This window comes from Maribacter polysiphoniae (assembly GCF_003148665.1).
In the GTDB taxonomy this organism is placed as follows: Bacteria; Bacteroidota; Bacteroidia; order Flavobacteriales; family Flavobacteriaceae; genus Maribacter_A; species Maribacter_A polysiphoniae.
In genome coordinates this window covers 1-16,596 of sequence record NZ_QGGQ01000016.1, presented here as the reverse complement: position 1 = coordinate 16,596, position 16,596 = coordinate 1, and the positions used below count along the sequence as shown (strand labels likewise).

Here is a 16,596-nt window from a genome sequence, read left to right as displayed (position 1 = left end):
TGTTTTATTTATTGTTATAAGGTCAATTATCTATTTAAAGTGACCGTTGATGTTATTTCGTTGCCTTGATCGTCTTTTTTGATAATCTCGATAATAATACCCTTTGCATGGGAATCCACCGGAACTCTTATATATTGCAGTTCATTCTTAAATTCAGGCAGCGGAGTTAGTTTATCGGAGATCCCGATATTTTCCCCGTTTATGTTTTTTACATAAACCACTGCTTGTTCAATATTTTTGTAAAAAACAAAGTATTCCAACAGTCGTGGTACACATTTTCCATTTGGGGTATCGCATGGAATTACAAGATCCAATCCTACAGCACTTAAATCTATAATTTGGGCCAAACGGTCTTTAAAGTTGACCCGTTGTTTAATTAGTTCTTCTATTTTAGGGTCATTTTCATCGAGTTGGGCAATTTCATTGAGTTGGGCAATTTCATCTGTTAATCGATCAATTTGTTCTTCTAAAAAAATCCTTTCCAAATCGCCATCATAAAGATAGTTTTCAGAATTTAGTTCTATTTTATCCCCGCCTGTATCACCTAAGTAATCCTTTATACATGAGGTCAAAAGAAGTGATAAAAATGCAATGGTAATGAATAGTTTTGTTTTCATAATTTGTGGATTAATGGTTTCTTATATTAATTTAATGGGCATAAACGGTCTAGGTTAACACAGTGATTAAACTATATTGCCTGTTTAATTATGGGGGAACAAGACTTTGGGGGAAGTTTGAAAGTAAAAAAGATACAAAATGATTGGCTGCAAAATTGTAAAAACCCGTCCTATTTGTTAAAGTGGATAAAAAAACGGGATATTTAAGTCAATGGAGTTTAATTACTTTAGGAATATTGGGTTCTTTATAAAGGCTTCTTTTACAAATTTGAATTTATCCAAATGAAACTTTTTTGGGGTCTCACCACAATATTTTTTAAAATCCTTACTGAAATGGGCTAGGTCATAGTAGTTGAACAGTGCTACCAAGGTTTTATAGTTGTTTTGGTCCTCAGTATCGAATTGAGAGAATAAGTTGTTGAAGCGGACGATACGGTTGTATTCAGAAGGTGTAATACCTACCATTTCTTTAAACTTCTTTTGAAAATAGCGTTCACTGACATTCAGTTTTTTGGTAACCTTGGTAATCGGCTCGCACCCCAATGAACGATTCATCATGTCGATGGCAATGTCTATAAAACTGGGGACGTATTTTTTATCTTCCAATTGGTTTAAAAGTAATTGTTCCACCATATTCACTTTCTTTTCGGTCCTTGATTCCTTTTCATAGGAGGTTTCAAAATGGGTTAGGTCAGAACCAAGAACAGTTTTTGAATCCATAGTGGAATTGGCTAGTAATGCCATGTTCTGCCCGAACATATGGTAAAGTCCGGTGGGTTTAAAAGCGACTCCCGTCAATGAATTGGTTTCATGATCAGAGAAAAGGGTATAGGTTTTTGTCTGTTGGCCAATGGTATAGTATTTTGGGACAAATTGCTCTTCGTTATCCATCATGCCCCTAAACCTTCCCTTGTATTGAAAGACCATAAAGCCTTTGCCACTTGGCAAAACGGTCTCACGAATATCATTTTCATAGTCTTTACGCTCCCAATTTAAGTCATAATAGAACGAGATATAAGGTTGTAGTTTCTTTGTGACGGGATAAGTAGTGAACATGTGTGAATAATTGAGTATTCTTAAATTCTTGAATGGTAGCCATGGATTATAAATTTAGATTAAAAATGTAAATAATTGAAAATTAAAATATTGGACTTGCTATATTTTTACAAATTCCACGCGCCTATTGTTGGTCTTGCCTTCGGTGGTGGTGTTTTTATCTACAGGTTCCGATTCCCCTTTACCTTCGGTCTGCAATCTATTGCTTTCAATATGGAACTGGGCAATTAGGGCATTTTTGACAGAAGAGGCACGTTTTTCCGACAGGGTCAAATTAAGGCCATCGTTGCCATCTGCATCAGTATGGCCAATGATCTTCAGGTTTAAGGTTGGTTCTTGTTGCATGGTTTCCGCTACTTGTTTTAAGACACCGAAAGATTCAGGCTTTATTTGGTCTGATCCGGAGTTGAACAGAATGCCTGTAGTGGAGAACCTACCATTTTCCAATAATTGGCTTCGCAAGTCCAGACCGCCTTGGGCAATTTTCACATTGTTGATGAAAACGTTATCAATACCATCGCGAATGTCTCTTGGATGCAGTTTGAATGACACGATATTTTCAGGTACCAATCTAGGTACGTCAACAACCTTATTTTCATTGATCCACATTCTAAACCTTTTACCATTAACGGCAATGGAAATATGGTTGTTTTGTAAAAGTATGTCCCTTATGTCTTTTTCAACTGCATTTCTGATGACACGGTTGCCATCAATCCTATTCTCAATAATAAAACCTACACTAATGAATAAACATAAAGGTATTTCTACCATGGCCATATTTTTTGAAGGATTGAACAAATTGTTGTCTTCAAGCCATATTTCCAATTTTGCCTGGGAACTTGTTTTCTTATCCACCACGGTAAGCATATCGAACTCTATGGTATAGTCTTCGGGTAAGTTGGAAGGCAAATCGGGGATATAAATTGATTTTCCTGCCAGTTTGAACCATTTCTCTCCATTGATCGATGCCAGTTCACCAGTGCCGTTGGTATTCCATTTGGATGGGAAATCGCCCATATTGTCCAATGAAAAATCATCTGCCATTAGTATTTTGTCTCCAGGGACAAAATCGAACTTGCTATAGATTTCTAATTCTTTGGCCGTATCGGTTTCTTGGTCTGGGGAGCCATTGTCATTGTCCGGACCGTTATTGGCAATGTCATCGTCAGATGTTGTTTTACCATTTTTTTTCTTTTTTTCCGACAATAACTTTTTAGCTGTTTTTATGCTGTATTTTAAGGCTTTTTTCGCACGGTTCATTTGCAAGGTTGCCTTACCTTGTTTAAGTATGCCGGCACCATTAATGTCCGTTATTGCATCTGGGGCACTCGATAGAACGCTTTGTGCGTCTTCAACCGTATCGATCAAGGCTTCATAATCATCTTCTTCCAAGGGTTTGCCTTCTTGTGCGTAACTATCGTAAATGTATACTTTGTCATATAGGTCAAATGACTCCCGAACAAATGTATCTACACTGTGGATACCTACGCGGCCAGAAGGCCGTTTTAATCTTTTTTCTTGCGCTTGGGCGGAATGGCCGAGAAAGAGGAATCCAAAAAGGATTATGGCTATCTTTAATTTGAGTGAATGTTTCATCATTTTATATTTTTGGATTGAACAGGCGGTTCATAGACGGCGGTATTCCGAGGTATTGATCCGAAAATTTTCCCTCTCAAATTTTGTACATGTCATGGTTGTGATCTTTTCTCTTCTACCCCTTTTTTTATTGGTTACGATTTTTAAGGGCAATCCCGAATAGATGGCTTTAAGGGAATCGTCATCAAGGGTTAGGCTTCTTGCCAAGATGTATCCGAAAAGTTCTGGGGTCGTTGAATTTTCGCCAAAAGATCCATCGATTACCCCTTCGGCCACCCAAACTTCGCTTGTTAGGTTGTCACTGGTCATTCTGAACAATGTGCAGTCGTGACCCAGTAAATTTCCATAGCCCGCAGCTTCATAGACCTCGGGATTTTCTGCATCATTGTATTCTTTTAACAAGCCTTTAAAGTTAAAAGGCATGGTCATTAGTATTTTTTTGTCATCCTTACCCATATAGCTATACATCTTGTTTCTTGTATTATCAAAGACAACGACCATATCACCTTCGGTTTTGGAGCAGAAATAACCTCCGCTAGATGGCAAATAATAGTCGATAACCGTTTTATTGCCCCTAGTGTTTTCAATCTCTAATTGATAGATATAGTCAAAAGTGTATACATCACTTTGGGCATTTAAATTTGTACCTAATAGTAGGGCTAGCAGGATAAGTGGTAGTGCTAAAATTGTGTGATAATTGAGGTTGGTTCTCTCTGTAATCGTTAAAGTGCTATTTGAAAAGTCCATATGTTTGTTTTTTAGTTGTTTCCCTTTTTATGTTACAGGGTTGAAAAGGTTAACATCATGCAGGTTTATTAAATGTTTTTTTTGGTCATAGGAATCCTGAACCAAGATTGCTGTTGCAATTGACTTTTGGGGATTAGGCCTGCTGTTGGGAGTATTGAACTAAAAAACGGGAATACTAAAGGGAATGTAGATAATAGAAAGGCCCTTCCTTTTTTTTAAAGAAGGGTGTTTTTTTAAAACTTATGGGTTGTTTCCGGAGTAATATAGCCTTCCAGCTCGTAAATGACGGAACATGATAAGGTGTTCGTTTTTGTTAATTGAGGCGGATTATTTCACTGGTTTATCAATTGAATTGGTGAGAAGGGAATTGTGATATAATCCAAATCCTCATTCACATATTGACATCATTTGAATCGTGCATGGTTTGGTTTGTTACAATTCAGTTATTGTACTATCGAATAGGGGTAAAAAAAACCGAAGTGTAGACTTCGGTTTTTTGTTTTTTCATGAAGGATTCTTACTTGCTGTATTTGGTGAGTACCGTTGTCCCCATTGATTTTCCGTTCTGATTAAAACTCTCTTGCTTGATCATGCCAATACCTTCGGCAAACCAAACCCTTGAAGGGAATGTCTGGTTTACCATCATGGCTTTCATTTTATTTTCGCTGTAGATTACATAGCAATCAAACGTACCAGCTGGGGTAGAGACACTTTCCTTTTTTTCAACCTTTCTATTGATCAAGTCGATCGTGGTGTTCATGTTCATGCCGCCTATACTGACCTTCACACTAACATTCGCATCAGCCAACTGCTGACCAACACTGAGGTCATTGGGTAACTCAAGATCGGTACCCGAAACATCCATCTCCAGACCTTCGTATTGCTCAAACATGCTACTTGGGATTAAAGATTTATAATCAACAGTCACCATATTTCCCGTGCATGTAAAGTTGTAGTCGGTTTTATAGATCTCCTTCCCTTTTTCGTCAATGAGTTCTATAGCCATTGTGGCCTTGGTTACATCCCCGGAAGTTTCTACTTGGGTCACTTGGTATTTGGAAATACCTTGGGACTTTCCTTTTTTATTGTAATTGGTATACTCGAAACTGGCGCCCTCGATCATTGGATAATACTTACTGCATTCCTGTGCAGTGACGAAAGAGGACATTATTAGGGTGATGCCGAATAGGATTAGGTGTTTTTTCATGGACAAATAGTGTTGGTTTTTTTTATAAGTTACGTATAATGTGTTGAAAACCAAAGAATGCTGGTTTTATTTGAAAAGCAAGCAACATAACTTTGGTTGCTACAATTTAAAAATATAAAACCTATGTCTATTTAGGTTGATATACTTGCAGGAAATCAATGTATAATTTAGGATATCCGTATGGATGTTAAATGATTTAATTAAGTTGATATACGATAATTGAATTTTTTGCATCTTGGGTGACAACTTCCAGCTTTCTGTCATTTTCCATATCGGTCAAATCAATAGGGGAGGAACCAAAGACGGGAAATCCGGTTATGGGTTTGGCCTGACTGTCGTACAGATAAACCTTTTGATTTTGAATATCGGTGACTCCAACATATATCTTGTCATAGATATAGAATATCCTAGGTTTTGAATATACACCGAAATCGAGTTCCACTTTTTTCCCCTTAATGCTCAACACATTGTCATTCATATAAACAAAAGTATTGCTGGTAGCATCAATACCATGGTCATCGTTTAACCGTAAATTGGTTGTACTTAGCTTCCCGTTTGGTGCAATTTGGTGTAATACCCCCTTGGTATCGGTCAATATGAATTTGTTCTTGTATAAATAAACCTCATTTTGTGAGAACTTTATTTTTCCGTTTACCTTGGTCCTTATAGTGCCTACACGGTTAAGGATTTTCAATTCCCCATTTTCCAACATAAAGACCAAATAATCCCTATTGGATACCCTTATGTGTTTTGGGGCTTTTATAATTGGGCTTTCCGCTTTGGTGTACTTAAAACCTTTAACGATATTTCCTTGGTTGTTGTACATATGGATTTTATCCCCTTGGGTTACCACAAAACGATAGTCTTTCCTCTTTTCATAATCAAAAACAGCCAGTTCATTAAGATTCCCTCCTTCGAATTTTTTTGTAAAAGGCTTTACTTCTTTCCCGTTTCGATCTAAGATCAAGAATTGGTTGTTCGTGGTGAAAGCTAGTTGTAATCGACGGTTTTTATAAATATCGACTTGATGGATCTTTCCTTGTATTTGCCCTTCCAATTGCTTTTTCCATAGCAATTTGCCACTGGTGGAAATCAAGTATAGATTGTTTTCCTGGTCCTGTACTACAATTTCTTTTTTATTGGTATTGTGGTTGGTGACAAATTGGGGGACGGTTGCCAAATCAGCATCGAACTGTATGGAGAACAAAGGGGATACCTTATTGATCTTCGATTTTCTTGCGGTCTGCTGAATCGCAATATTGGTATGAAAGAATCCTTGATCGGCTACTATTTGGGCAGCAAAGGTGTTCTTCTCGAATGAGGCCTTCCCAAAATCATTCAATAATTCCTTTGAAAACCCTTCCTTTAAAATTTCTTGTACCCCTTTTGAATTCGAAATAAAAAGTACGGTGGATTCACTGGCCAACGCATCCTTGGCAGAGGCATAACCGTCTGTTTTTTCAAAGGTAGATCCGTTTTTATGGTTTAGGATAATCTCCTGTATCATGGCTTTGCTTTCCGCAAAAACAAATGTGTTCTCAATAATGGTACAGTAATTCGCGGAATAGGTTTCAATTAAAGGGGCTAGGTAATTGCCTAAAAAATCAGGTTTGCCCAATTGCATAATTTGATTGCCCTGATATTCGGTCTCCGATTTTTTGATACCCGCAATATATTCCGACAACCTTTCCGAGCCATAGGTGTTCAAAAGGATGGCCTTGTCATTGTTTTTATAGATGATGCCGATTTCCTCAACGGTATTGAGCAGGGAATCCTTGGGGGATTCTAGATGAAGGTATTGTTTTTGGTTTTCGGCAAAAACGCTATAATCATCAAAGGAAAACGATAGAATGGCATCGGCCGAGCCCGGTGTGATGGATGCCGTTCTGTCAGCCAACGGGTGGGTATTCTTGAATAAATTCAAAAACTTCTTGGTAGAATCGGCAACAACCGTAATACCGTTTAAGTGTAAATGGTTTTGGTCTGCGTTTACATCGATGAGTGCCCAGTCCGAGTAATCGGAAAGTCTTATATCGGAATTTTCGATGGTCAGGTGATTGAACAAAGGGTCGCTATTTTCCAGATTGATGAATATAGAGGCATTCTTGGTCGCACTGGAAACCTCATAGAGTTTGCTTAGTCCTTCAGAACCTGTTGATGTGTCGGAATATTTCAGGAGATTTTCAAGAATCACCCTAGAAGAGCTTATGGTGTTCTGTCCTTTGAAGCTCATTCCATAGAACACATCGCCCTCTATCCCGTATTTGTAGATGTTTCGGCCTTCTAGGACAAAGGATTCTTTTTTGATATTTTGAACACTGTCCAAAACAAAGGTGTCCGTTGAATCGGGGGTAACGAAGGTGAATTCATAATTATCAGCACCTAAGGCAGAAAAAGCCAACAACGATTCGTTATCGGTCTTTACGTAATCGAGATATTTTATTTGGTCCAATAGGATCTGATAGACCCCGAACGATTCGGTTTTGGTTATGAAATCATTGTTTTTCAAATCACTTTTAAAACCGTCTAGATGGTTTATTTTTATGACTACAGCTGCATTTTGAGGAATGAATTCCAATAAGGAAGTGACCTTTGTTTGTTGTTTGGTACAACCTATTGCCAATAGAAATACTAGGCCGAAAAAAAATCTGGATTTCATTTCATGGAGTTTATTGCGAAGTTACTTTATTAAAGTTTTAGTGTCAACTCCTCGGGCAATTGCCTAAAGCTTTTTCTGTGATACGGTGTAATGCCATATTTTCGAATGGCTTCCCGATGTTCCTTGGTTGGGTATCCTTTGTTTTTTTTCCAATTGTACATGGGGAATTCTTCATGTAATCGGGCCATGTAGGCATCGCGGTAGGTTTTCGCCAATACGGATGCCGCTGCGATACTCATATACTTACTGTCTCCCTTAATGATGCATTCGTAGGGAACTTCTTTATAAGGTTTGAACCTATTGCCGTCAACAATGATGAATTTCAGGTCATTGGTAAGTTGGTCAATGGCTTTGTGCATCGCCAATATGGAGGCGTTGAGAATATTGATCTTGTCAATTTCTGTGGGTTGTATATGTGCAACCCCAAAACAAACGGCATTTTCCTCTAAAAAAGGTCTTAGGATGTCCCGTTTTGTTTCCGAAAGCTGTTTGGAGTCATTGAGTACGGTGTTCTTAAAGCCTTTTGGTAAAATAATTGCGGCAGCGGTGACTGGTCCGGCAAGACAACCTCGACCGGCTTCATCGGTGCCCACTTCATCAAAGGCATGGTGAAATCTTTTTAACATATTTAGACAATCTGATGGTAAGCGAAGATAATTTTTTTGATCCAATCATAGGTACTTGCGCCTTAATCTGTGACAGATTAACCATTTGTTGTAAAAACTTTCACATTTTATTCGAAACAAAAAAATTAACTTTGTCGCGTAAGCGATTTTATGAAATACTTCTTCCTACTGCTATTTGTATTTAGTTTCCCTATGCTTCAAGCACAGGTAGGCCCTGTTCCTCCGGGCAAGAAAAACGATTCCGTAAGGTTTAAGAAGATGGGTGGGAAAAAACCGCCTCCTTCCGAAAGTCAAGAAATCACCATTAAGGATTATAAGATTATTTCTTACCAAAGGGACACCACTTATTTGGATACGACCCTTACGATACAAAAAGAATACAAATACAATTACCTGAGAAAGGATGATTTTGAACTGATGCCTTTTGCAAATGTTGGGCAGCCCTATAATAAGCTCGGTGTTGATTTTGAAAGAAAACAACTATATCCCCGATTGGGTGCTAAGGCAAAACATTATAATTATTTTGAAGTTGAGGATATTGATTATTATAATGTAGCGACCCCAATGACCGATTTGCTCTTTAAGACCACTTTTGAACAAGGTCAGCTTTTGGATGCCATGCTAACCTTCAACACTTCAAGACGTTTTAATGTGTCGCTGGGATTCAAAGGGTTTCGATCTTTAGGTAAATATCAACTGAATCAAGCGCAATCGGGTAATTTTAGGTCTACAGCCAATTATATCACCAAAAACGGGAGGTATAGTTTCCGAGCCCATATCGCGGCCCAGGATGTTGAAACGGAAGAGAACGGTGGACTCGTTAGTGCAGCGGAGCAGTTTGAATCGGGAGACCCGGAATATACCGACAGATCACGGGTTGATACCCGTTTCACGTCTTCGGATATAGGGGAGAATAAGATTTTGGGGAAACGATATTATTTAGAACATCAATATAAGTTGTTGCGGAAAAGTAAAGATTCCAGTTTGGTTGATAAAACCTCATTGGCAATTGGGCATACCTTCAATTATGAAACCAAGTACTATCAATTTCAACAGAGTAGTTCCAATGAATATTTTGGTGATGATTTTGATTCGTCCATAAAGGACAAGGCAAATCTTAAAACCATGAGTAATGAATTCAACGCGGAATTTTACAATGCCACTTTAGGTAGATTACAAGGTAATATAAGCCTATATCATTACAATTATTATTTCAATAGTCTTTTGGTTACTGAGGATGGAGGAAAAATCCAAAGCCAATTAAGAGGGGATGAGGTAAGTCTCGGTGCCAAATATGAAAAGCGAATAGGAGGTTTCCTGATTAAAGGGGATGCCAAATACGGTCTTTCGGGCGACCTTACCACGAGCATTTTGGATGCATCGGCGAGTTATCGATTCAATGAAAACAATAAGATTCGGGTTTCATTACATTCGTCGTCAAGAATGCCAGACTATAATTTCTTGTTGTACCAAAGCGATTATCAGAATTATAACTGGCAGAACAACTCAAGCTTTGAGGATCAAAACGTGAATAGTCTCCAGGTTCATTTTAACGCTAAGAAATGGGGCGACTTTTCTGCAAAGTATACCAATATCGATAACTACACATATTTCGGAACAGACCCAACACTGGAACTGGTAGAAAATCAGGAACAGGCAAGCATAAAGCCATTTCAGGAAACGAATAGTGTAGGTCATTTAAAAGTTAAGTATAGTAAGGAGTTACGATTGGGTAGTTTTGCTTTGAACAACACCGTAATGTACCAGAACGTTTCCCAGAGCAATGATGTGCTCAACGTGCCCCAATTGGTGACTAGGAATACCCTTTACTTTTCTTCCGAAGTGTTTCAAAAGGCAATGTACCTTCAAACAGGAATTACGTTCAAGTATTACACTTCCTATATGATGGATGCCTATAATCCTCTTTTAGGGGAGTTCTATACCCAGAACAATGAAGAGTTGGGAGGTTATCCCATGTTGGACTTCTTTATTAATGCCAGGGTACAGCAAACACGTATTTATTTGAAAGCGGAGCATTTCAATTCGTCTTTTACTGGATATAAGTTTTATTCCGCACCCAACTATCCTTATCGTGACTTCGTAATCCGGTTTGGTTTGGTCTGGAATTTCTTTTCTTAATCAGCTGTTCGGTTTTTTATGATATAATCTATGCTGGCTAAAGACTCCCTACATATCAATAAGGGACAGGTTTGTTTGTTTACTGGATTCCATTTCAGGGTAAAGGTGCCTTTTACAGGATAATACCGGTTTTTTTTCTGTTTATATATTGTGGTAGGACATTTCCTGTTTATGTATATTTCTGTAATTCAGAAACTTAATTATTCTTTGATTTTTTCGGAAGGATTAAAGGGGGGCTATTATTTCAAGATCCTTGTTTTTTTCCTTTATAGGGAAGGTCTTCTTAAGGTACGATTTTATTGAAATTTTTTTCTTGTAAGGATTGTTGATTTTCAGTATCTTAGATGGCTGCATTGGAAAAAGGCAAAAAAACCTTTAAAAAAAGTATTGTTGAAAGGGAAAATGGTTGTAGATTTGCAGCCCGAAACGATTAAGGTCGTTGGGAAAAAAAGGTCTTCGGGCCACGTTCATTGAGATACTTTTAAGGGCTGGAATAAGGAAGGAAAAAGTTTTTTTCATTTTTATTTGGCAGTGTCGAAAAGGGTTGTATATTTGCACCCGCTTTGAGACACAGGGACAGGATTTAGAGACTGTCCGGGAGTATAGTTCGGGAGCGTCGTCCTTGTAAAAGGGGGCGGGACAGGAGTTCATTGAAATATTGTAAAGACAGCGTATTTGGGACGGTTTTAGGACCGTACCATATATAATAAAGAATTTGAATCGAGAGACGGGGCCGGGAAGGTTCTTGGTCGTTGGCGGAATATATTAATAAGACAACGATGAAGAGTTTGATCCTGGCTCAGGATGAACGCTAGCGGCAGGCCTAACACATGCAAGTCGAGGGGTAACAGGGAGTGCTTGCACTCCGCTGACGACCGGCGCACGGGTGCGCACCGCGTATGGAACCTACCTTTTGCAGGGGAATAGCCCAGGGAAACTTGGATTAATGCCCCGTAGTACCATTTTGCAGCATTGCATAATGGTTAAAGCCTTCGGGCGGCGGAAGATGGCCATGCGTCCCATTAGTTAGATGGTAAGGTAACGGCTTACCATGACTACGATGGGTAGGGGCCCTGAGAGGGGGATCCCCCACACTGGTACTGAGACACGGACCAGACTCCTACGGGAGGCAGCAGTGAGGAATATTGGACAATGGAGGAGACTCTGATCCAGCCATGCCGCGTGCAGGAAGACGGCCCTATGGGTTGTAAACTGCTTTTATACGGGAAGAAAAACAGCTACGTGTAGTTGACTGACGGTACCGTAAGAATAAGGACCGGCTAACTCCGTGCCAGCAGCCGCGGTAATACGGAGGGTCCGAGCGTTATCCGGAATTATTGGGTTTAAAGGGTCCGTAGGCGGGCCATTAAGTCAGGGGTGAAAGTCTGCAGCTCAACTGTAGAATTGCCTTTGATACTGGTGGTCTTGAGTTATGGTGAAGTGGCTGGAATATGTAGTGTAGCGGTGAAATGCATAGATATTACATAGAACACCGATTGCGAAGGCAGGTCACTAACCATATACTGACGCTGATGGACGAAAGCGTGGGGAGCGAACAGGATTAGATACCCTGGTAGTCCACGCCGTAAACGATGGATACTAGCTGTCCGGGACCTTGAGTCCTGGGCGGCCAAGCGAAAGTGATAAGTATCCCACCTGGGGAGTACGTTCGCAAGAATGAAACTCAAAGGAATTGACGGGGGCCCGCACAAGCGGTGGAGCATGTGGTTTAATTCGATGATACGCGAGGAACCTTACCAGGGCTTAAATGCATTTTGACAGGTCTAGAGATAGATTTTCCTTCGGGCAATTTGCAAGGTGCTGCATGGTTGTCGTCAGCTCGTGCCGTGAGGTGTCAGGTTAAGTCCTATAACGAGCGCAACCCCTACCGTTAGTTGCCAGCGAGTCATGTCGGGGACTCTAACGGGACTGCCGGTGCAAACCGTGAGGAAGGTGGGGATGACGTCAAATCATCACGGCCCTTACGTCCTGGGCCACACACGTGCTACAATGGCCGGTACAGAGAGCAGCCATGTCGCAAGGCAGAGCGAATCTACAAAACCGGTCACAGTTCGGATCGGGGTCTGCAACTCGACCCCGTGAAGCTGGAATCGCTAGTAATCGGATATCAGCCATGATCCGGTGAATACGTTCCCGGGCCTTGTACACACCGCCCGTCAAGCCATGGAAGCCGGGAGTGCCTGAAGTCCGTCACCGTAAGGAGCGGCCTAGGGCAAGATCGGTAACTAGGGCTAAGTCGTAACAAGGTAGCCGTACCGGAAGGTGCGGCTGGAACACCTCCTTTCTAGAGAGTCGACGACCGAGAACTATAGACCGGTCCCGTCCTTTCGATTTAATAACAAGAAACTGTCTTTATGATAACAATATATAGTAAATGCTATTTTGGGCCCTATGGTCCACAGTGGTAGGGACAGTCCCATAGCTCAGCTGGTTAGAGCGCTACACTGATAATGTAGAGGTCGGCAGTTCGAGTCTGCCTGGGACTACATTTTGCCCCCAAGAAGGGCGATACGTTCATATAATTGAAAGATTGGAAATTTTAGGAGTTGGGTATCCCAAGTTGGCGTTAGGTCATCGATTAACTGATAACTGTTAACTGATAACCGACGACTGAAAACGGGGGATTAGCTCAGCTGGCTAGAGCGCCTGCCTTGCACGCAGGAGGTCATCGGTTCGACTCCGATATTCTCCACCAAAATGGTTATCGGCTATTTGCCTTTATCCATCAGCCGGAGGCCAAGGGCCAAAAGCGGACAAAGTTCATTGACATATTGGGACAGGGTATATATATTTAGGTATATGTACTTTGAAGAGAAAACACGAATTTTTTAAGTAAAGTAGTACGAATAGAATTTAAGAATATAAAAGGTTTAGCGACAAGCTAAATAAGGGCGTATGGGGAATGCCTAGGCTCTCAGAGGCGAAGAAGGACGTGATAAGCTGCGAAAAGCCGCGGGGATCGGCACACACGAATTGATCCGCGGGTATCCGAATGGGGCAACCCGGCATATTGAAGATATGTCATCCCGCAAGGGAAGCAAACCCGGTGAACTGAAACATCTAAGTAGCCGGAGGAGGAGAAAACAAAAGTGATTCCGATAGTAGCGGCGAGCGAAATCGGATTAGCCCAAACCAATGTTGTTTCGGCAATATTGGGGTTGTAGGACCACGTTATTGGACGTGCGATGAATTAGAATACCTTGGAAAGGGTAACCATAGAGGGTGACAGTCCCGTATAGGTAAAGAACATCGTCCATAGTGGTATCCTGAGTAGTGCGGGGCACGTGAAACCCTGTATGAATCCGGCGGGACCATCCGCCAAGGCTAAATACTCCTGAGAGACCGATAGTGAACCAGTACCGTGAGGGAAAGGTGAAAAGAACCGTGAATAACGGAGTGAAAAAGATCCTGAAACCATACGCTTACAAGCGGTCGGAGCCGCGCCTCGGCGCGGTGACGGCGTGCCTTTTGCATAATGAGCCTACGAGTTACTTTTACTGGCAAGGTTAAGTCCTTTAGGGACGGAGCCGTAGCGAAAGCGAGTCTTAATAGGGCGCCATAGTCAGTAGTAGTAGACGCGAAACCGTGCGATCTACCCATGGGCAGGTTGAAGCTGTGGTAACACATAGTGGAGGACCGAACCCGTTGACGTTGAAAAGTCTTGGGATGACCTGTGGGTAGGGGTGAAAGGCCAATCAAGCTCGGAAATAGCTCGTACTCCCCGAAATGCATTTAGGTGCAGCGTGTAGATAGTTTTATAGAGGTAGAGCTACTGATTGGATGCGGGGGCTTCACCGCCTACCAATTCCTGACAAACTCCGAATGCTATAAAATGTTTCTGCGCAGTGAGGGCATGGGTGCTAAGGTCCATGTCCGAGAGGGAAAGAACCCGGACCATCAGCTAAGGTCCCAAAGTGTGTGCTAAGTTGACAAAACGCGGTGGAACTGCATTGACAGCCAGGATGTTGGCTTGGAAGCAGCCATTCATTTAAAGAGTGCGTAACAGCTCACTGGTCGAGCGGTTCCGCATGGATAATGATCGGGCATAAGCACACCACCGAAGCTATGGCTTCTATTTATAGAGGGGTAGGGGAGCATTGTAGTGCCGCTGAAGGTGTACCTGCGAGGGATGCTGGAGGAGCTACAAACGAAAATGTAGGCATAAGTAACGATAATGTGGGCGAGAAACCCACACGCCGAAAGACTAAGGTTTCCCCAGCTATGCTAATCAGCTGGGGGTCAGTCGGGACCTAACGCAGACCCGAAGGGGGAAGTGGATGGACAACAGATTAATATTTCTGTACCTGCTCGCATTAAAAGCGACGGAGGCGAGGAGTTGGTGCGTGCAGACGGAATTGCACGTTGAAGGGACAGGTAACTGCCCGATAGTACACCGAGGCTACGGCCAAGGTGATAATCCAGCATATCGACTTCCAAGAAAAGCAAGCGAAGCAGCCCGTACCCTAAACCGACACAGGTAGTTGGGATGAGAATTCTAAGGCGCTCGAGAGATTCATGGCTAAGGAACTAGGCAAAATAGACCCGTAACTTCGGGAGAAGGGTCGCCCTGACTATAAACGTCAGGGCCGCAGTGAAGAGGTCCAGGCGACTGTTTATCAAAAACACAGGGCTCTGCTAAATCGAGAGATGAAGTATAGGGCCTGACACCTGCCCGGTGCTGGAAGGTTAAGAGGAGATGTCATCTTCGGAGAAGCATTGAATTGAAGCCCCAGTAAACGGCGGCCGTAACTATAACGGTCCTAAGGTAGCGAAATTCCTTGTCGGGTAAGTTCCGACCTGCACGAATGGTGCAACGATCTGGACACTGTCTCGGCCATGAGCTCGGTGAAATTGTAGTATCGGTGAAGATGCCGGTTACCCGCAGTGGGACGAAAAGACCCCGTGCACCTTTACTATAGCTTCGTATTGACCTTGGTCAAGCAATGTGTAGGATAGCTGGGAGACTTTGAAGCTGCATCGCCAGGTGTGGTGGAGTCATTGTTGAAATACCAGCCTTTGCTTGTCCGGGGCCTAACCCTCCAAGAGGGAACAGTGCGTGGTGGGTAGTTTGACTGGGGTGGTCGCCTCCAAAAGAGTAACGGAGGCTTCTAAAGGTGCCCTCAATACGGTTGGCAATCGTGTGTAGAGTGCAATGGCACAAGGGCGCTTGACTGTGAGACATACAGGTCGAACAGGTTGGAAACAAGAGCATAGTGATCCGGTGGTTCCGTATGGAAGGGCCATCGCTCAAAGGATAAAAGGTACGCCGGGGATAACAGGCTGATCTCCCCCAAGAGCTCATATCGACGGGGGGGTTTGGCACCTCGATGTCGGCTCGTCACATCCTGGGGCTGGAGAAGGTCCCAAGGGTTGGGCTGTTCGCCCATTAAAGTGGCACGCGAGCTGGGTTCAGAACGTCGTGAGACAGTTCGGTCTCTATCTACTGCGGGCGTTAGAAATCTGCGTGGATCTGACCCTAGTACGAGAGGACCGGGTCGGACTGACCGCTGGTGCACCAGTTGTTCCGCCAGGAGCATCGCTGGGTAGCTATGTCGGGATTGGATAAGCGCTGAAAGCATATAAGCGCGAAACCAGCCACAAGATGAGATTTCTTTAAAGGGCCGTGGGAGATGACCACGTTGATAGGCCATAGGTGCAGGGGCAGTAATGTCCGTAGCCGAGTGGTACTAATTGCCCGTTGAGCTTGCGCACATAGGTCCCTTCCCCAACCCGTTACAGGGGAAAGGAAGGGACGAATACCTTTACTTAGTTCGAAACGAACCCTTTACTTAAAAAAACCGTACTTTTTTCTTCAACTGTCCCTTTATTATGTCATTATCATACAATTGGCAATGAACAATGGGCAATTATCAATATATATTGGTAACTGTTGATCGTTAATCAAAACATTGACCGAATAATTTAGGT

Annotated in this window: 8 protein-coding genes, 2 tRNA genes and 2 rRNA genes; 5 read left to right on the top strand and 7 right to left on the bottom strand. The window is 42.1% G+C overall.

Annotated elements, in window-relative coordinates:
* Window positions 1-26: 26 nt before the first annotated feature.
* The 7 genes from LX92_RS21120 to LX92_RS21090 form a co-directional block, all read right to left on the bottom strand.
* Window positions 27-617, bottom strand: coding sequence for a hypothetical protein (locus LX92_RS21120; protein WP_109654854.1), 591 nt, complete (start codon window positions 615-617; stop codon window positions 27-29).
* Window positions 618-839: 222 nt separating this feature from the next.
* On the bottom strand, window positions 840-1,673 hold the full coding sequence (locus LX92_RS21115) for a helix-turn-helix domain-containing protein (protein WP_109654852.1): 834 nt from the start codon (window positions 1,671-1,673) through the stop codon (window positions 840-842).
* Between the two features lie 99 nt (window positions 1,674-1,772).
* Window positions 1,773-3,272, bottom strand: a complete 1,500-nt coding sequence (locus LX92_RS21110) for an OmpA family protein (RefSeq protein ID WP_223308449.1) — start codon at window positions 3,270-3,272, stop codon at window positions 1,773-1,775.
* A 27-nt stretch (window positions 3,273-3,299) separates the two neighbouring features.
* The gene (locus tag LX92_RS21105; protein ID WP_109654850.1) at window positions 3,300-4,016 is read right to left on the bottom strand and encodes a DUF4412 domain-containing protein; all 717 of its coding nucleotides are present in this window, start codon (window positions 4,014-4,016) and stop codon (window positions 3,300-3,302) included.
* 517 nt (window positions 4,017-4,533) lie between these two features.
* Window positions 4,534-5,223 carry a TapB family protein gene (locus tag LX92_RS21100; protein ID WP_109654848.1) on the bottom strand — a complete coding sequence of 230 codons (690 nt, stop codon included), beginning with the start codon at window positions 5,221-5,223 and terminating at the stop codon, window positions 4,534-4,536.
* A gap of 196 nt (window positions 5,224-5,419) precedes the next feature.
* Window positions 5,420-7,882 (bottom strand): ribonuclease HII, encoded by a 2,463-nt coding sequence (locus tag LX92_RS21095; RefSeq protein WP_109654846.1) that lies wholly within the window; start codon window positions 7,880-7,882, stop codon window positions 5,420-5,422.
* A gap of 29 nt (window positions 7,883-7,911) precedes the next feature.
* Window positions 7,912-8,508, bottom strand: a complete 597-nt coding sequence (locus tag LX92_RS21090; protein WP_109654844.1) for a ribonuclease HII — start codon at window positions 8,506-8,508, stop codon at window positions 7,912-7,914.
* Between the two features lie 192 nt (window positions 8,509-8,700).
* Between LX92_RS21090 and LX92_RS21085 the strand changes: the two genes are divergently transcribed.
* The 5 genes from LX92_RS21085 to LX92_RS21065 all read left to right on the top strand — a co-directional run bounded on the left by LX92_RS21085 (window position 8,701) and on the right by LX92_RS21065 (window position 16,380).
* Entirely contained in the window at window positions 8,701-10,647 is a 1,947-nt protein-coding gene (locus LX92_RS21085; protein WP_223308450.1) for a putative porin, read from the top strand.
* A gap of 776 nt (window positions 10,648-11,423) precedes the next feature.
* Window positions 11,424-12,952, top strand: a 16S ribosomal RNA gene (locus LX92_RS21080).
* Window positions 12,953-13,080: 128 nt separating this feature from the next.
* Window positions 13,081-13,154 (top strand) — tRNA-Ile (locus LX92_RS21075).
* Window positions 13,155-13,286: 132 nt separating this feature from the next.
* Window positions 13,287-13,363: transfer RNA gene (locus LX92_RS21070), tRNA-Ala, on the top strand.
* 178 nt (window positions 13,364-13,541) lie between these two features.
* Window positions 13,542-16,380, top strand: a 23S ribosomal RNA gene (locus LX92_RS21065).
* Together the 16S and 23S rRNA genes with 2 tRNA genes alongside form the textbook arrangement of a ribosomal RNA operon.
* The last annotated feature ends 216 nt before the right edge of the window (window positions 16,381-16,596 follow it).